Raw genomic sequence first — 17,792 nt, 5'->3', positions numbered from 1 at the left:
TGGAATGCTGCTATCATAGCGATATCCATATTCGTAGGAGAGAAAGGATGGGGGCAATTTTGAGCAAGAGAGCATACAATTTCAATGCAGGACCGGCGGCGCTGCCGCTTGAAGTACTCGAACGCGCACAGGCGGAGTTTGTTGATTTCCGGGAAAGCGGAATGTCCATTATGGAGATGTCGCACCGCGGGGCAATATACGAATCCGTGCATAATGAAGCGCAGGAGCGTCTGCTTTCCCTGCTCGGCAATCCTGAAGGCTACAAAGTGTTATTTGTGCAGGGCGGAGCCAGCACGCAGTTCGCCATGATCCCGATGAACCTCATCTCCAGCGGACAAGTCGGCAGCTATGTAATGACAGGAAGCTGGGCAGACAAGGCACTCAAGGAAGCGAAGCTGGTAGGAGAAGCGCATGTTGCCGCATCCTCCGAGGACAAGAAGTTCCTGGCCATTCCGGAGCTTGGCAGCATCAAGCCGGCTGACAATGCGGCTTACCTGCACATTACCTCCAATGAGACCATTGAAGGGACGCAATATGCGGAATATCCGGATACAGGTTCTCTACCGCTGATTGCCGATATGTCCAGTGACATTCTGAGCCGTTCCTTTGATGTCAGCAAATTCGGGCTGATCTACGCCGGAGCGCAGAAGAATCTTGGACCTTCCGGGGTGACTGTAGTGATTGCCAAGGAAGAGCTGATTGCCAAATCACCTGCGAACATTCCGACAATCCTGCGTTATGATACACATTACAAGAACAACTCTCTGTATAATACGCCGCCATCCTTTTCTGTATATATGGTCAATGAAGTGTTAAAATGGATTGAGGAGCAGGGTGGTCTTGCCGGCATCGAATCCAAGAACCGCGATAAATCCGGCCTGCTGTACGATCATATCGACGGCAGTGACGGCTTCTACCGCGGAGTAGCAGAGGCAGGCAGCCGTTCCATTATGAACGTTACCTTCCGGATGCAGTCCGAGGAGCTGGAGAAGCAGTTCGTCAAGGCAGCTGAGCAGGAAGGCTTCATCGGCCTCAAGGGACACCGCAGCGTCGGAGGCTTGCGTGCTTCGATTTATAACGCTGTTCCTTATGAGAGCGTTAAGGCGCTTGCCGATTTCATGAAGCATTTCCGGCAAACTCAAGGCTAAGTGATTGAAATTTCCGGACCTTCCGCTGCTTAGGCGGAAGGTCTTCTGCTTGCCTTTGAACAGTCCGTCTGTCATCCTAGAGCTGTATGTTTACTTACAACACAGGGCTATTGAAGCCTACAGAGAGGAAGTTTACCCTAATGGCATTACACATTGTGCTGGTTGAACCGGAAATTCCGGCGAACACCGGCAATATTGCCCGTACCTGTGCTGCTACCGGCACCCATCTTCATCTTGTCCGGCCGCTGGGCTTCCGGACCGACGATGCGACGCTGAAGCGGGCGGGCCTGGATTACTGGCATGCCGTCACCATTGAATATCACGATTCGTTCGCGGAGGTACTGGAGAAATACAGCGAAGGACGTTTTTTCTACGCTACGACCAAGGCAGAGAAGAGGTATACAGACTTCGCCTTCCGGGATGGCGATTTTTTTGTCTTCGGCAAAGAGACCAAGGGGTTGTCGCCTGAAATCCTGGAAGCAGGGAAAGAAACAGCGATGCGCATGCCGATGGGGCAGGCGGTCAGATCGCTGAATTTATCCAATTCGGCAGCGATTATTGTCTATGAAGCACTGCGTCAGCTGGACTTTCCGGAACTTTTTTAAAAGTAGACATGATTTTTTGTTTTTTTCAGCAGGATTCGACAATATGAATAACGAAATAGAAGAATACTGCCGAAAAAAGTAGTAACTACTAATTAATAGTTGAATAGGAGAGGTGTACGTAAGATATGAAACCTGCTGGCGTAGTTCGTAAAGTAGATCAGCTGGGTAGAATTGTTCTGCCTAAGTCTCTGCGTAAAAGGTACCAAATGAATGAGGGGGACCCGGTAGAAATTCTTGTACAGGGAGACCACATCATTTTGGAGCGCTACCGTCCCAAATGTGTATTCTGCGGATCAATGGAAGGCGTAAGCGAGTATAAGGAACGTTATATCTGTGCAGATTGTTTGTCAGAGATGACGCAATTGCCGAGACACGCTTAGGTCCTGTCCTTTCTCCCGGAGAAGGCGGCAAGCAACATTCCTACATAGTCCTGGTACTGCGGATTCACAGCGGGCCAACACCGAAAAAACGCCGCACATTGTGCGGCGTTTTTTCGGGTTCAGAGCGGCGTGCGCCTTAAGGGTTACGTCCCTCAGCTACAAGCCCTTGGTCTTATCATCGTTGTAGGCGGCGGTTAGTATACCTGTCAGAAACAGCAGGAGTACGAGAGTGACAATCCAAAAGGTTAAGGAGAACGACATGCTGGACACCTCCGTAAAGGATTGTGTAAACGTTATCCTGATTATAACCTGCCGCAGCCATAAATTAAAAGCGGAAAAGTGAGAAAAGACATTGACAGGATACCGTATGGAACAAACGAAAGCATGCATTAGAAAAGATGCTACTTGAAAAACAGGAAATTGGTGGGCACCTGCCGGAGAACTCCGTCAGACGGCTTGTTGATGACTTTGCCCCGGAATATCAGTGAGGATGAGCCTCCGCCGTCCAGATTATAGGCATCGACTACACCCATACGCCACAGCTTGCTCTGTAATTCCATAAGAGTTGCCCCGGAATTGCCGCTCTCGTTATAACCATCGGCAACCAGCACAAGCAGCTGGTCATCTTTATACTTGCCTATTATGGTACGCGGGGCACGCTTGGGACTTATCTGCCATTTCAAAGGAATGGGCTGCAGCATGCCGTTTTTGATCAGTACAGGCACAAAGGTTGCGCCAAATGCCGGTTCAAGCTGATCAAGCTGTACCTTGCTGCTGAATTTGCCGCCGATCAGCTTGCCTGCTTTGCTGAGGCCGACGAAGCTGAGATCCTTATAGGTTGGTTCAAAGCCGTACAGATAGCTGCCGTTCGCAATGGTCGTGGACAATGGATACCGCTTGCCGTTCTGGTCGGCAAAGCCGCCGGCGTTGATGCCGGCAACCGCGCCATAACGGTTAACGGCCTGCATAGTTGTTTCTGCCTGGCCGGTGCCGTCGCCGGCCAGGCTCATTTTCATTGCTGCAGCATCCTTCAGTTTGATTTTTAAAGCATATGCTTTATAGTTTCCGGGGTTCAGCCGGTATAATTCAATGGTAATCCGGTCACTGCTGATGACATCCGCGGGGACGCCGAGCCTTGCCGTGATCCGTCTGTTATAGATCAGCTCCGGACGGGATACCTGGGCTGCAGCTGTGGTGACCAGCGAATTCATCGCATTCGTGGTCCGGTTGTACAGTGTGGCAGTGGCCCCTATCGCATCGATGGTGTAGGATGCGGCATTCTGGGCTTGCAGCAAATCCTGTTTCAGCTGGGCCGTCTGTTCAAGCGGTCCGGGAGCGGCAGCAAACTTGCTCGTATCCAGATCCAGTGTCAGCTTGGGCTGATATGCCCACAGGGCAATCAGGAGTCCGATAAAAGGAGCCGTCAGAAGCATGAAGAAACGGTTGACTCTTTTGACAGGGGTCATCATTTTAACAGATCCATCTCTTTCTTGAGCGCATCCAGCTGCTTCTTGACCTCGCTTAGCTGGGTGTAAAGCTTATTGCTGTTGTCGGTCTTATTGCTTGCGTTATCTTTGGTAAACGTCAGCAGTTCATTGAAGGTCTGCACCGTGCTCTGCAGCTCCTTCACTTCTTCGGAGAGGACGGCGATCCGCGCCTCGTAATCGTTTTGCAAAACGGTAAGCTGCTGCCGGCTCTGATTGCCGAGCTCAGCCAGCACCTGCTGCTTCAGATGGTTGGTGTAGCTGTAGACGGCATATGCACCTACTCCAATCATCACAATCCAGAACAGTAAAAACCATTTTACGGAAGGGCCTTTTCTCACTGCAGTGCGCCGCGAGTGTACAGGGGTCGATTCCGCTAGCGGTTGCATTTCATCATCACCTCAAGCACTTTTTTTCAAGTCCTCATTCTATCAGACTTTTACAAGTTTCGCAAAAGTGAAAGAGCCGGATTGCAAAGGAGAAAAAGTAATTGCATCCTATTAAAGTACTGCGATACAATTTCTATAGATTGGAATATCTGAGGGGCGTATTCAAGGAAAAAGAAGGAAGAACTATACATATATCATCAGCCATCCTTGCTTGCGTATCAGCAAAACACGCTTATAGCGCTTTCCACTCGGAGTAAATATATAGACAGCAGGAGGTTTGGGGGATTAATGATGAAGGTTTGGCGGGTGGTCATTGTGGGATGTCATCCCACAAGTATGCTGGGCACTAAACTGATTTTGGAGGAAGGAGGAGAGCTTGCTGTTCTGGCCATGCACAACAGCTGGAGCGAAGGCCTGTACAGTGTGAAGGAGCTTCAGCCGGATCTGGTGCTGGCGGATTATCAGATGCCGGAAGGCAATGTGGAGCATGTGCTGTCGGAGCTGAAGAGCAGCTGCGAGGATGCGCATTTTATTATTATGACCGAGGAAGAAGACAGCGAGCTGTTTCAGCCGCTGCTTGAGCTGGGAGCCAGCGGAGTGCTGTCCAAGGGGGCATCATCCCGGCAGCTGCTTTTGATGATTAACGGCTTGCGGGAAGGCTTTTTGTCAGTTCCGCTGACCTGGATACAAAAGGGATACCGGCCGGTAACCTCCTCACGCGGGCTGGACAGTGTAATGCAGCTGACAGCGACGGAAATGTTCATCATGGAGAGGATTGTGCAGGGAATCACTTATGATAAAATCGCCCTTGAAATCGAAGTGAGCCGACGTTCCATTGATAATTATCTGCGCAAGATTTATGTGAAGCTGGAGGTATCGACGAGAGCCCAGGCGATTGAAAAGTTCGCGCTTTTCTCAAGGCAGAACAAGCAAATCTATGCGTAAGCCGGCATTGGCGACATATTACCGGCCACGCTGGAATATTCTTGGTACCAGGGAAGGGGGAACAATATGAAGTATGAGTTTTCTGCCCGTGCGCATACGCTGGTTTCTTCACCGCAGCTCAGCATCCGAACCCAGACGCGGCGCGGTACATTAATCTCTCTGGCAGAAGAGCTGCCGGCAGAAGAATTGTTCCCGCTATCACTGCTTGCGGAAGCAGCTTCGACAGTAATCACGGCTGATGCGGGCGCACTGCAGTACGGTGATCCCGAGGGCTATGCGCCGCTGCGTGAGTGGCTGACTGGTGACTGGCTGAAGGGAAAAGGAGTGAACACTGCGGAAGGCGGAGTTCTTCTGACAACGGGAAGTCAACAAGCCATCGATTTGCTGTCCCGGGTCTATATTGATCCCGGCGACAGGGTGCTGGTTGAGAATCCGACTTCTCCGGGAATATTGCAGGCGCTCCGGATGCAGGGGGCGGTTATTATACCTGTCCAAGGAGACCGCAACGGGCTGCTCCCGGATCATTTGCGCGCCCAGATTCATCAGCACCGTCCCAAGATGCTGTTTGCAACGCCAAGCTATACCAATCCGAGCGGTATTCTATGGAGCCTGGAGCGGCGTAAGGAGGTGCTTGAGCTGTGCACCGCTCATAACCTGCTTATCGTCGAGGATGATTCCTATGGGGATTTGCATTTCAAGCGTGCCGGCGGCTCATCTGCGGTTGCTAATTACCCATCGCTTTATGCTCTGGAGAATGTCAGCAAAGGCGGGCACGTGCTCTACATAGGTTCGTTCAGCAAGACGGTCGCGCCTGCTCTGCGGACGGGCTGGGCTGCCGGCAGCCGGGAGCTGATCTCCATGATGGCTGCCGCGAAGCAGATGGCGGACTGGCAGTCCAGCTCGCTGAATCAGCGGCTGCTGCATTATCTGCTGGATGTAACGGCCTTTAATCTTCGGGAGCATATTGCTGTTCTGAACCGGGAATACAGTACCCGGCTGAAGCTGATGACTGAGCTGCTGAAGCGTCCGGCCTGGAAGAACAGTGAATATGACCTGCCGGAGGGCGGCATGTTTCTCTGGGTTTCGCTGCCGGAGGGGCTGGACGCGATGCTGCTGCTGAAGGCAGCCCTGGCCAAAGGGGTCGCTTTTCTTCCCGGCCAGCTCTGCAGCGTAAACGGCGGCGGCAACCGTATCCGCCTTAACTTCAGCCATCCCGGCAGGGATGAGCTGCTGCTCGGCATGAACCTGATGAGCGAGGCAGTGACAGATTTTACAGCCCGGAGCTGAGAGGGCTGGGATGTACGGTAAAGTGAGGAGCACGGTAATACATGATTCGAGAATCCTTCGAGTATAAATTGTGAATACGCAGCAGACAGGCAAGCTCCATCCAGGATGGGGCTTGCTTTTTTTATGTCCGGGAGAAGAGGGCTGGAAGAAAGGTCGGTATGGGTTTGAGGCACTGTGGCTACGGGAGTTACTGAAACTATGACCCGGTAACCAGCAAATGGGTATTTTCGGGGGGGAAACGCTGGTCTAACGGCCAGAAGCTGATGAAGCTGGGTGCAGGCTCAAACAGACAGGAAGGCAGGAAGCGGATGGCTGTGGAGAACATACAGGACTGAAGGAAACGGATGGCTGTGGAGGACATACTGTAATGCAGAGGCCTTAGCAAAGCTATGTCCGCAAAGCTGCGCTGAACGGGCTGGAGCTGAAGACTCAGCGGGGGGAGGATTGTCGTGCTGCTGGGCAGGAACGAAGCAGGGAAAACCTCCCTGATGAAGCTGATCATTTATGAGGAGACTTTGATGGTGGACGGGAAGAGACCCGGCGTGGAGGTGAAATAATCGTTTCTATCTGCCGGACCATGAATTTCTTTATCCATGGATGACGGTTGAGGAAAGTGTCTTTTTTTAGAGCAGATAAGTAATAAAGTTAATTAGTTGGGTGTACCCCGCCGGAGTCACTTGGACCGGGAATCATCAGGCTGCGGGTACACTTAAAACCAGTCTAATTGGCTTAGGGTCATCTTATAAGTGTATTTTAGCTAGGGCTAAGTGGAAATTTGCCATCTATTTCTGAGGAAACTATCGGAAAGGATGATCTAAGTGGAAAATCCCCACTTAATTATTCAATTTTTCCCTTCAACAAGGGTTATAGGCTTAAATAAATGGCGATTTTCCAACTAATCGTAACAAATGGAACAAATTGCTCGAATTAAGTGGCGAAAATCCAACTAGATGCTGAGGAGTCTTCTACTTTTTGTGGATTATCACATCTGTGGAAGCATGCGGTAGGCGCAGGCTGTAGAAGCGCATGAGGACTGTGCCGAAACGGGAAGCATGCAGCAAATAGACGGCGCTAAACGCCTTTGTAGCCGCATGAGCCCTGCGCCGCTGCGGAAGCAAGCGGCAAGTGGACGGCGCAAGTGTAACGCCTATGTAGCCGCAGCAAGGCCGCAGCTGCACTGCTGCGGCCCTACACCTTGCCCGCGCTGATCTCGGCGATCGCGGCGTATTCCACCAGCGCGGCCGTGCCGGCTGGCGTAAGCGTGTACCGCCCGCGGTTCACCCGGGTGAACCAGCGGTAGTAATTGCGCTGCAGAATCGCTGCAGCGCCAGGAACCCCGCTCCGCCTGCGCAACTCGGCGGGCGTGATCCCTTCCCGGCCGGACGCAGCGGCCGGGCTATCGGCAGGCGCATCGGCGCCTGCCCCGCGCGCGCGGCTCCGCCCGCCGCGCCCCGAAGCGAGGACGAGCGCAGCGTCGGCCTCAGCGGCCTGCAGCGCGAGTGCCACGCGCAGCGCCTTCTCACGGTAGGCCGTCACGAGCTTGACGCGCGTGCTGCCGCCGGTGTTGTAGTCCCCGCTGCGCTCGCGGAACTCGAGAAGCAGCTTCTCGCGCCGCCGTGCGCCGCTGCGCACCTGAGGCGGCGCGTCGCCCGGCTCCGCGAGCACCTCGACGAGCGGAGCCTTCGTCTTGTAGAAGACGACGGTGATCAGCCCGAGGCCGAGCCGGCGGCACAGCCCGGTGAGCTCGCCCCAGCGCTGGTTCACCGCGCCTTTTTTGTCTCTGGCGCGTTCCACGGCGAGGTAGACGTTGGGGCTGAGGCGCAGACGTTCAACCCCCTGCAGCAGCAGGGCGAGGTTGAACGTTTTTTTCATCTCCACAATCAGCGGCTGGTCCTCACCGTCCCGCAGGCCGACCAGATCGCAGGTGCGCACCTCCCCTTTGATCGAGTAGCCATACCGCTCAAAATAAGCCTTAAGAGGAGCGTACAGCTCCGTTTCATGCTTGATCGCCATCGTTGTCACTCCTGTGCACTATACAGATTTATTGATTGATTCATGTTTTGGACAGCCTCACAGCTCCCGGAGCTCTCTGCGTTCCCTTTTCCCTGGTTCCAATCACCAGGTAGTTGACGTTATATGTGAAGTTCTATGATTCATAATGATTCTCTATTATAGCACAGCAAAAAAGAGGTCAACTATTCCGGGCTCCCCGCATAGGTATGTAATACACTTTTAAAGCCAATCGAGCAAGTAGGAGCGCAAGAGGAGGCAGCGAGCAATGGACATTTTTGAGCGTATAGCTTCGTATCGGGCTGAGAATGACCGTTTGGCGTGGAGCGGCACCTTCAAGGACTATATAGGACTGCTGAGAAAAGACCCCTCTCCCGCTAAGACGGCTCACTCCAGAGTATACGACATGATCAAATCACACGGCGTAGAGGACATCAACGGACGCAAGCGGTATAAGTTTTTTGAGCAGGAGATCTTCGGGCTTGACCGTGCGGTGGAGAAGCTGGTGGAGGAATACTTTCATTCCGCTGCACGCCGGCTCGATGTCCGCAAACGGATTTTGCTGCTGATGGGGCCGGTCAGCGGCGGTAAATCGACTCTGGTTACACTGTTAAAACGGGGCCTGGAGCAGTATTCGCGTACCGATGCCGGCGCCGTATATGCGATTGAAGGCTGCCCGATGCACGAGGAGCCGCTGCACCTGATTCCGCTGGAGCTTCGTCCGGAGATCGAACGGGAGCTCGGGGTGCGCATCGAAGGCAATTTGTGCCCGTCCTGCCAGATGCGGCTGAGAAATGATTACCACGGCGATATTGAACAGGTCAAGGTCACCCGCGTTATTTTATCGGAAGAGGAACGTGTCGGCATCGGTACCTTCAGCCCCTCTGATCCCAAGTCCCAGGATATTGCCGACCTTACCGGCAGCATCGACTTCTCGACCATCACGGAATACGGCTCGGAATCCGATCCGCGCGCTTACCGGTTCGACGGGGAGCTGAACAAGGCCAACCGCGGCCTGATGGAGTTCCAGGAAATGCTGAAATGCGACGAGAAGTTCCTGTGGAACCTGCTGTCCCTGACTCAGGAAGGAAATTTCAAGGCCGGACGGTTCGCGCTGATCAGTGCGGATGAGCTCATTGTGGCCCACACCAACGAAACGGAGTACAAATCCTTTATCTCCAATAAAAAGAACGAGGCGCTGCAGTCCCGCATGATCGTCATGCCGGTTCCGTACAATCTGAGAGTATCGGAAGAGGAAAAAATCTACGCCAAGCTCATCGGCCAGAGCGATATGAAGCATGTGCATATTGCGCCGCATGCCCTGCGGGCCGCCGCGATTTTCTCCATCCTGACCCGGCTGAAGGAGAGCAAGAAGCAGGGCATGGACCTGATCAAAAAACTGCGGATGTACGACGGTGAAGAGGTCGAGGGCTACAAGGAAGCCGATCTGAAGGAAATGCAGTCTGAGTATCTGGATGAAGGCATGTCCGGCATCGATCCGCGTTACGTCATTAATCGGATTTCCAGCGCCTTGATCAAAGGCGACCTGCAGTGCATGAATGCGCTGGATGTGCTGCGGGCAATCAAGGACGGACTGGACTCCCACCCTTCGATCACCAAAGAGGAACGCGAGCGTTACCTGAACTTTATTTCCATTGCCCGCAAGGAATACGATGTTCTGGCCAAAAGCGAAGTGCAGAAGGCATTCGTCTACTCCTTTGAAGAGTCGGCCAAAACGCTGTTCGAGAACTACCTCGACAATATCGAGGCCTACTGCAACTGGACCAAAATCCGCGATCCGCTTACGGATGAGGAGATGGAGCCGGATGAGCGGCTGATGCGTTCGATTGAAGAGCAGATCGGCATCTCCGAAAATGCCAAAAAGGCCTTCCGTGAGGAGATTCTGATCCGCATCTCGGCCTATTCGCGCAAGGGCAAAAAGTTCGAATACAACAACCATGACCGGCTGCGCGAAGCGATCGAGAAGAAGCTGTTTGCCGATCTGAAGGATATCGTGAAGATCACCACCTCGTCCAAAACACCCGATGAAAGCCAGCTGAAGCGGATCAATGAGGTGTCCAGACGCCTGATCGAGGAGCATAACTACTGCCCGATCTGCGCCAACGAGCTGCTGAAATATGTCGGAAGCCTGCTGAATCGGTAAGACAAAGGCTGCGCTGCCGGTATGCCAGCCGGATGAACATAATAAAAGTGTGCCCGCCAATGAAGGCAGCCGGGCACACTTTTTTTCTTCCGGGAAGCGGTGCAGGAACGGGTGCTCATAGATTCAGTTGAGACTGTATGTACTGCTCCATTTGCTGCTTATGGTGCTTATCATGGGGCAGGAAGCCCCTCAGATGCCCGCGGTACCTGAATCTATAATCCAGCAAAACAGGAACAGTCCTCTGCGCAGCGGGTTGCTATAATGAAGGTACCGTACGGGAAAGGCTGGGCTGCTCAGTGAACTACAGTAAAGATATAGAGCGATGCATTGATTATATTGAGGCAAATATTAAGGAAAACCTGACAGCTGAGGAGATTGCCGCTGTGGCCGGCTATTCGCTGTACCATTTCTGCCGGGTATTCAGCCTGTGCAGGGAAGTGACGGTAATGGAATACGTGCGCAGCCGGAAGCTGTCTTTGGCGGCAGTGGAGCTGTTCAGCGGGCGGAGTGTGACGGATATTGCGCTGGATTACGGATTCGGGACCCCCGGCGGCTTCACCAAAGCGTTCCGCAAAACCTACGGCTACAGTCCCTCGCAGTACGCGGCGCGGATGGCCGGGTATCGTCAGGATGGTCCGGAATATGAGATCGGAGGGTATGTGATGAATCCGGTGTTTGTGACGAAGCCGGCTTTTAAGGCAGCAGGCTATGGTATAGCGACAAATGTGGCGGACAGCAGCTATACGAAGGATATTGCCTCGTTCTGGAGCCAGTATGAGGGTGAGAATCTGGAAGACAAAATGTATAACATGCTTAATCCGCCCAGGCACGGTGAAGTAGGACTGTGTGTACCGGCTAACGGCGACGGCAATGCTGTGTACCTGCTGGGCGTTATCGTTGACGATTTCTCCAGAGTGACACCGGATATGCTGACTGTGGAGGTACCGGCTGCGGAGTATGCGGTATTCACCACACCGCCGGTGGACGGGACAGAGAACGGCGACCCGGATGTATTCGTGCAGGTGATCAGGAGCACGTGGAGGTACATTTTTGAGGAGTGGTTTCCGGCCAGCGGTTATGCGTTCGACGAGGATAAGCTGGACTTTGAATTCTATGACGAACGCTGCCATTCGCGGGTGGATACGGTGATGGAGATTTACATTCCTGTGAGGGTGCAGGCGTGAAAATAGGACTTTAACGTTGTGCAGCTGCGGTGCTGCTGCTGCGGGGCAAATATTGTCCGGGTGAAGGGGCTGCACTACGGGAATGTTTGGGCTTCCGGCCGCTGTTAAGGTTGGATTTCCTGATTGAGGCCGCTGTGCAGCGGTCGAAATCCAACCTTAAAGGCGGACGCTACCGCTCCTGCAGCTCCAAAATTCCCTCCGTTACGCTCACCCGGCCAGTATTTGCCTGTTTATTTTCACGGCCGCTGTGCTGTGCTGCTTGCTTGTTGCATGGCAGCATAGCAGGCGCCCTGGCTTATCCGGTGCTGCGCTTACCGGATAACTCAATTGTTTCCGCTGATCGCGGTAAAAGGCCAAGAGCAAAGGACAACTCCAAAAGCCAAGACCAAAGGCCAAGAACGAAGGGCAAAACCCAAAACCCAAAACCCAAAACCCAAAGGCCAAGACCCAACCCCAACCCCAACCCCAACCCCAACCCCAACCCCAACCCCAACCCCAACCCCAACCCCAACCCCAACGTTCTTGCGCAAAATTGTAAGCGGGAGCGTACCTCCAGACTCTAATACGAAAGCTACAAGAGGATTAACTACAGGCGCAACCGCTCCGTAAAAACCAACCCCACCTCCGTAACACCATCCAGGCAGCTTTTGCAAACGTTTTTTTCGTAAGATCATCTAATACCAATCATTCCCGGCGGACTCTATAATGGGTTAGAATGTATACCTATTGCTGAAAGGGAGTTCCGCAAATGCCATTAGTAGATATGCCACTAGAACAGTTAAAACAATACCAGGGAAGAAACCCGCGACCGGCTGACTTCGATGCTTACTGGGAACGCGCTCTGGGGGAGCTTGCCATGGTAGACACGCAGCTTGAGCTGATTCCGAGTACTTTTCAGACACCGCAGGCCGAATGCTTTGACCTGTACTTTACGGGAGTGCGCGGTGCGCGCATCCATGCCAAATACCTCCGTTCGAGAGCAGTGAGTACGCCGCAGCCTGCGGTTCTGCAGTTCCATGGTTATACGGGTGACGCCGGTGAGTGGCAGGATAAGCTTGCTTATGTCTCGCTGGGCTTTTCGGTGCTGGCACTGGACTGCCGCGGACAGGGCGGATTGTCGGAGGATACAGGCGGTGTGAAGGGCAATACGCATAACGGACATATTATCCGCGGGCTGGATGATCATCCGGATAACCTGCTGTTCCGCCACATCTATCTCGACACCGTCCGTCTGGCACAAATTGCGCTTGAGCTGCCGGGAGTTGATCCGGAACGTGTATATGCTATGGGCGGTTCACAGGGCGGAGCCCTTACTATTGCCTGTGCCGCACTCGAGCCGCGGGTGAAAAAAGCCGCTACTACTTACCCGTTCCTGTGTGACTACAAACGCGTATGGGAAATGGATCTGGCCAAGGATGCCTACCATGAGCTGAGCATCTATTTCCGGAAGTTCGATCCGCTGCATGAGCGGGAGGACGAGGTTTTTGAAAAGCTGGGTTATATCGACCTGCAGTATCTGGCTTCCCGTATTCAGGGTGAGGTGCTGTTCATAACCGGTCTGATGGATACCATCTGCCCCCCGTCCACCCAGTTCGCAGCCTATAACAAAATCACCGCGCCCAAGCAGCTGGTCGTTTACCCGGACTTCGGGCATGAATATCTGCCGGGCGGCGGGGACCGTACGATGCAGTTTTTCCTTGGGGAATAGCAGCCTGCATTGGAATTGTAAAATAAAAGGCGCTATCATTGGCACATCCCTAAGGGACAGCCAGCTGATAGTGCCTTTTTTATATTCGATGATATGAAGCTGGCTACATAAACTTCCGCTGCACCTTTTTCCCGTCATAGGTGAACAGGGCTTTTTTGTCCTCCACGACAGTCTGCAGATGAACGGTGCGGCCCCAGAGGGCGTAGATGTGCGGGAGGGTACGCTCCAGATATTTCAGGTCAAGCTCGATGCTCTCGTAGCGGTGGACGATCAGCAGCTCGCCGTTACGCTCATAGTCGGCATCCTGGATGACGAGGTAAGGGGAGCCGCCGTTGACCCGGGCGAGTACGAGCTGGTCGCGGACATTTTCCCAGGCTTTGTCGGTGATTTTCCACTCAGGCCCTTTTTTCTCGAACACATAAAGGTCAAGGTCGTTGACCAGCTGCTTCGACAGGTAGCTGCGGATGAAGGAAATGTCGGAGTCGAGCTCGCGCACCTCGAATATTTTGTCGCGGTCCCAGCGGCGCTCGATGTCCTCAAAGATTTTCAGGCCCAAATAGTACGGATTCAGGCTCTGCCGCGACGGCTGCACAACGGACGAATTGAGCTTGGAGTACTCAATCGTCTCCTCCGGCGTCAGGTCCAGCTCGCGCATGATCCGCTGATGCCAGTACGAAGCCCAGCCTTCGTTCATGATCTTCGTCTCCATCTGCGGCCAGAAATAGAGCATCTCGTCGCGCAGCATGGTCATAATATCGCGCTGCCAGTCCTCCAGAGTGGTCGAATACTGCTGGATGAACCAGACGATATCCTTTTCCGGCTCAGGCGGGAAGGCCCGTTTGACGGCGGCATCCGGCTCCTGCGGACCGGCATTGGCCCGATCAAGCTTCCACAGCTCGCTGTAGGCATTGTCCTCGGCGGGCTTGCCGGCCTGTGCGTCCTTGTTAGCTCTCATCTTGGCTTCCAGCAGATCGGTTTTGCCGAGCTTGCGCGGCTGGATCAGGCTGGGGTCGATGTGCTCCTGAATCGCCAGCACCGAGTCGATGAACCGCTCCACCCGGTCAATGCCGTAGGTCACCGAATAACCGGCGATCCGGTCGGCTGTGGCGGACATGCTCTCGACCATATCGCGGTTGGACATGGAGAAGCGCATATTATTTTTGAAAAAATCGCAGTGGGCAAGCACGTGGGCAACGATCAGCTTGTTCTGGATCAGGGAATTGCCGTCCAGCAGAAAGGCATAGCAGGGATTGGAGTTAATCACGAGCTCGTAAATTTTGCTGAGTCCGAAGTCGTATTGGGATTTCATTTTATGGAACGTTTTTCCGAAGCTCCAGTGCCCGAACCGGGTAGGCATCCCGTAGGCCCCAAAGGTATAAATAATATCGGCAGGACATATTTCATACCGCATCGGGTAAAAATCCAGCCCGAACCCGGTAGCAATCTCCGTAATCTCGGCAATCGACCGCTCCAGCGCCTTGATTTCGTCTTCACTTGGCATGATTCTACTCTCCCTCCGGCTTGCTGTTCTTTTTAAGTATATGGGCGGGAGGGGGAGAGTATGATGGTGGGGCTCATGGTCAATCAAGTACTACTTCAGATTGAAGCGTTTAAAGCGGAAAATACAGCAGTGGATATAGATATTGTTGAGATAGAAGAATTATAGAAAAAATAATAGCCTAACCTATGCGTGATTACGTCCGCGGGTTAGGCTATTCTTCATCTGGATCAATTCCCCAAAATACATAATGAGACAGTCCAGTATTAGCAAAGTAACAAGCATCCACATACACGTCGCGAGGATATGCCATCAGCTTTGTATTTCGGCTCATCGGCTAAGACAGATTTAGAACGTCGAATACGTTCAAGGGATCGACCTTATATTCCTTCATTCGGGCAAGAGCTACCCTAGCGTAAGTGGTCCAGAGCACCTTGTAACGGTCAGTCATTCTTAACCTCTTTCAGTAATTGTGCAAACTCCTCTTCGCTGTCACTATATGTGGAAATCCCATTCTCACGGTCATGCTTGGCCTGATGAAGCTGGTACAGAACATCTTCATCTTTGAAAATGACGGATGTCATTCTTTTCTTTTGCTCTTCCGTAAATGCGGGTTCATCTTTCCTCTGAAGCGTAACGTTGAATCCGAAATTTTCCTCGATCAATTGCACCAGATCTTTAAGCTCAACATAAGCTTTGCCCCGAAAGCTTTGCTCCAATTGCTCCTTGGAAATGGACATTTCATACACCGCCTTTTGCTCATTATAACATAAACCAATAGCAATCTAACTGTGTTAAGATTACATTAATTAACAAAATAGAAAGGTTGGGAATGCCATTAGAAAATATCCTGAACGTGTAACGGCTTCAATGATCCGGGTATTGCATGAGAAAGAGGTATTATTAATGAGGCATTCTACAGAAATACTTTTTGGAGATTCTAATGAATTTATAGGTATGGTCGTTATGACAAATCCAGGCAGATTTGAATTTAAGAATACATTGGGCTGGGAGGATTTTAAATCTGGTAAAGGTTCTGCATACACTTTTGAAGCCAGTGATTATCCAGACTTATCTATGCAGAATGTAATTGAAGTGGTCAGACGTGCTTATGAATTATCAGGAAAAGGCAAACCGGATGGAACCTTGCGAGTATATAATCTTTCTAATGTTCGTCATGCAGCGGGTCATGAAGCTGAGATATATCACAATAAGGCTAAAATAGCTCTTACATCTGCCAATATTTCGTTGCTGGAAGATCCAATAACTCATAATAGAGAAGAGTTTTTAAATGAATGCAACAAAGCAGGCTTTGTCATTATGGGTTTTGTAAATGGTGCATTTAATCAGAAGATGCGTCAAATACTTTCATGGTCTGAGCAAGTATCAAGCTTGGTATATGCCATGGACAAAAATGGGCATTACTCTCATCCGCGCAGATGGAGAACAGACCTATCTTTAAAGAATCAAGTCATTTCATCGTTGCAGTCTGTTTTATAAAAAATACCTCACTCTACCGCTATAACGACTTAATCATATCTAAGCAGGTGATCCGCCAATGAAACATCAGCGATCTAAGAATAAACCACTCCTTTGGGCGATAGTATTCATCATCTTTCTAGGGGGTGCTGGTCTGGGTTATTTTGTGAAAAATATACTCTTCCCTTCATATGAACCTTTTACAGTCATTCACCAAAAGGAGCTTTCAAGCCCCAAGTATGGAACCTATGTCTACCGCGGCGGGGCGGATCAAATTGAATACAGTGCAAAAACCAAACGAAAGCCTATTGGAGAAACTCAGACAGGTGACCGGATTCTTGAGCTTAAGGATGACCCCAATCACCAGTATTTTGTACTGATTTTCAATACGGAAATGCCGTGGTGGGATCTGTACGAGAAAAAATAAGAGCAGCACACCTCCCGTTACACAGGAGATACGCTGCTCTTTGCTTTTGACGGGTCCGCTCCGCCCCAAACCTCAATACACAAACCGCCGCTGCGCCCAGTAGCTGAACAAGAAGATCGACACCTCGGTCAGTATCTTCGCAACTGCCAGCGGGATGATCAGCTGCTCGCTGTAGAAGTAGAGCAGGCCGTAGTTGAACAGCAGCACAAGAACGACGAGTGAGAAATATTTCGGGAGCGACTGGAGGCGCGAGCGCTTGCCGCCGCTAAAGACATATCTCCGGTTCACGGAGTAATTGAAGATCGAGCTGCACAGTCTTGCGGCGACTACGGACAGGAACAGATTATGAGTCAGGTTCTGGAACAGAAACAGCAGCACGAAGTCGATCAGCGCCGACAGCAGCGATGAGGTGCTGAACATCAGGATCGGCAGATAGATCCTGATGGAATCGGCGAGCGGGCGGAAGTGCGACGATTTGTTGTGATCCAGATATACGGTATCAATGAATTCCTCGGTGATATCGTAGCCCTCCTTGCGGGCGGTCAGCAGCATGTTCATCTCGTACTCGAACCGGTCGCCGGGAATCCGGCCCAGCCAGTCCAGCATGGACGGCGGGAAGCCGCGCAGGCCGGTCTGGGTATCGCAGACTTTGCTGCCGGTAGTAAGGGCGAATACTCCGCGGGTCACGGAGTTGCCGAAGCGGCTGCGCAGCGGGACCTTACCGCTGAAGCGGCGGCTGCCCAGCACGATTCCGGGTTTGCTCTGGCGGTGCAGCAGCTCCACAACCCGCTTGATGTCATGGGGCAGATGCTGCCCGTCGCTGTCTGCGCAGACTACATAGCCCGGCAGTCCTTGTTCCTGGATGTAGCGGAATCCGGTTTTGAGCGCCCGGCCTTTGCCGTAATTGACGGGATGCGTCAGTACCGTGCAGCCGAACGCTTCAGCCGTCTGGAACAGTCCCCGGTAAGCCTGGCCGCTGCCGTCGTCCACAATCAGAATCGGGCCAAGCCCGTAATCCTGCAGCTTAATAATCAGGTCAAGCAGCCGGTCATCAGGTTCATATGCGGGAATTAGTATAGTCATA

Annotated in this window: 16 protein-coding genes; 10 read left to right on the top strand and 6 right to left on the bottom strand. The window is 52.3% G+C overall.

All coding sequences use genetic code 11. The annotated features are described in order from the left end of the window. The first annotated feature begins 56 nt into the window (after window positions 1-56). The 3 genes from serC (at window position 57) to BLR64_RS08885 (ending at window position 2,133) form a co-directional block, all read left to right on the top strand. Entirely contained in the window at window positions 57-1,148 is a 1,092-nt protein-coding gene (gene serC / locus BLR64_RS08895) for a 3-phosphoserine/phosphohydroxythreonine transaminase (protein WP_090713839.1), read from the top strand. Between the two features lie 140 nt (window positions 1,149-1,288). After that, window positions 1,289-1,753, top strand: coding sequence for a tRNA (uridine(34)/cytosine(34)/5-carboxymethylaminomethyluridine(34)-2'-O)-methyltransferase TrmL (trmL, locus tag BLR64_RS08890; protein ID WP_090713778.1), 465 nt, complete (start codon window positions 1,289-1,291; stop codon window positions 1,751-1,753). 125 nt (window positions 1,754-1,878) lie between these two features. Continuing rightward, a complete protein-coding gene (locus BLR64_RS08885; protein WP_090713777.1) occupies window positions 1,879-2,133 on the top strand; it encodes an AbrB/MazE/SpoVT family DNA-binding domain-containing protein in 255 nt (84 codons plus the stop codon). Between the two features lie 401 nt (window positions 2,134-2,534). Here the strand turns inward: BLR64_RS08885 and BLR64_RS08880 are convergent, their stop codons facing one another. Together BLR64_RS08880 and BLR64_RS08875 are read right to left on the bottom strand one after the other, a co-directional pair. Beyond that, window positions 2,535-3,602: a phosphodiester glycosidase family protein gene (locus BLR64_RS08880; RefSeq protein WP_090713776.1), complete on the bottom strand. Its 1,068-nt coding sequence runs from the start codon at window positions 3,600-3,602 to the stop codon at window positions 2,535-2,537. After that, entirely contained in the window at window positions 3,599-4,006 is a 408-nt protein-coding gene (locus BLR64_RS08875) for a hypothetical protein (RefSeq protein ID WP_090713775.1), read from the bottom strand. The genes BLR64_RS08880 and BLR64_RS08875 overlap by 4 nt, the downstream gene beginning before the upstream one ends. 288 nt (window positions 4,007-4,294) lie before the next feature. Between BLR64_RS08875 and BLR64_RS08870 the strand changes: the two genes are divergently transcribed. Further along, on the top strand, window positions 4,295-4,951 hold the full coding sequence (locus BLR64_RS08870; protein ID WP_090713774.1) for a response regulator transcription factor: 657 nt from the start codon (window positions 4,295-4,297) through the stop codon (window positions 4,949-4,951). 66 nt (window positions 4,952-5,017) lie between these two features. Then, window positions 5,018-6,238, top strand: coding sequence for an aminotransferase-like domain-containing protein (locus tag BLR64_RS08865; RefSeq protein WP_090713773.1), 1,221 nt, complete (start codon window positions 5,018-5,020; stop codon window positions 6,236-6,238). A 1,188-nt stretch (window positions 6,239-7,426) separates the two neighbouring features. On the opposite strand, the gene BLR64_RS08860 is transcribed toward BLR64_RS08865, so the two are convergent. Beyond that, complete coding sequence (locus BLR64_RS08860) at window positions 7,427-8,251, bottom strand: DUF2161 family putative PD-(D/E)XK-type phosphodiesterase (RefSeq protein ID WP_090713772.1); 825 nt, start codon at window positions 8,249-8,251, stop codon at window positions 7,427-7,429. A 265-nt stretch (window positions 8,252-8,516) separates the two neighbouring features. On the opposite strand from BLR64_RS08860, the gene BLR64_RS08855 reads away from it, so the two are divergent. The 3 genes from BLR64_RS08855 to BLR64_RS08840 all read left to right on the top strand — a co-directional run bounded on the left by BLR64_RS08855 (window position 8,517) and on the right by BLR64_RS08840 (window position 13,304). Further along, window positions 8,517-10,412 (top strand): PrkA family serine protein kinase, encoded by a 1,896-nt coding sequence (locus BLR64_RS08855; protein WP_090713771.1) that lies wholly within the window; start codon window positions 8,517-8,519, stop codon window positions 10,410-10,412. A gap of 296 nt (window positions 10,413-10,708) precedes the next feature. Beyond that, entirely contained in the window at window positions 10,709-11,596 is an 888-nt protein-coding gene (locus tag BLR64_RS08850; protein ID WP_090713770.1) for an AraC family transcriptional regulator, read from the top strand. A 748-nt stretch (window positions 11,597-12,344) separates the two neighbouring features. Next, on the top strand, window positions 12,345-13,304 hold the full coding sequence (locus BLR64_RS08840; RefSeq protein ID WP_090713768.1) for an alpha/beta fold hydrolase: 960 nt from the start codon (window positions 12,345-12,347) through the stop codon (window positions 13,302-13,304). A 103-nt stretch (window positions 13,305-13,407) separates the two neighbouring features. On the opposite strand, the gene BLR64_RS08835 is transcribed toward BLR64_RS08840, so the two are convergent. Then, on the bottom strand, window positions 13,408-14,805 hold the full coding sequence (locus BLR64_RS08835) for a SpoVR family protein (RefSeq protein ID WP_090713767.1): 1,398 nt from the start codon (window positions 14,803-14,805) through the stop codon (window positions 13,408-13,410). A gap of 440 nt (window positions 14,806-15,245) precedes the next feature. After that, a complete protein-coding gene (locus BLR64_RS08830; protein WP_090713766.1) occupies window positions 15,246-15,542 on the bottom strand; it encodes a hypothetical protein in 297 nt (98 codons plus the stop codon). Window positions 15,543-15,708: 166 nt separating this feature from the next. On the opposite strand from BLR64_RS08830, the gene BLR64_RS08825 reads away from it, so the two are divergent. Both BLR64_RS08825 and BLR64_RS08820 read left to right on the top strand, forming a co-directional pair. Further along, window positions 15,709-16,302, top strand: a complete 594-nt coding sequence (locus BLR64_RS08825) for a hypothetical protein (RefSeq protein WP_090713765.1) — start codon at window positions 15,709-15,711, stop codon at window positions 16,300-16,302. A gap of 58 nt (window positions 16,303-16,360) precedes the next feature. After that, a complete protein-coding gene (locus tag BLR64_RS08820; protein ID WP_090713764.1) occupies window positions 16,361-16,708 on the top strand; it encodes a hypothetical protein in 348 nt (115 codons plus the stop codon). A gap of 72 nt (window positions 16,709-16,780) precedes the next feature. Here BLR64_RS08820 and BLR64_RS08815 read toward each other — a convergent pair whose 3' ends face one another. Then, entirely contained in the window at window positions 16,781-17,791 is a 1,011-nt protein-coding gene (locus tag BLR64_RS08815; RefSeq protein ID WP_090713763.1) for a bifunctional glycosyltransferase family 2/GtrA family protein, read from the bottom strand. Window position 17,792 lies beyond the last annotated feature (1 nt).

Source organism: Paenibacillus typhae (genome assembly GCF_900099765.1).
GTDB lineage: Bacteria > Bacillota > Bacilli > Paenibacillales > Paenibacillaceae > Paenibacillus_AQ > Paenibacillus_AQ typhae.
The sequence above is the reverse complement of the archived record's forward strand: the minus strand, read 5'-3'. Positions and strand labels throughout refer to the sequence as shown.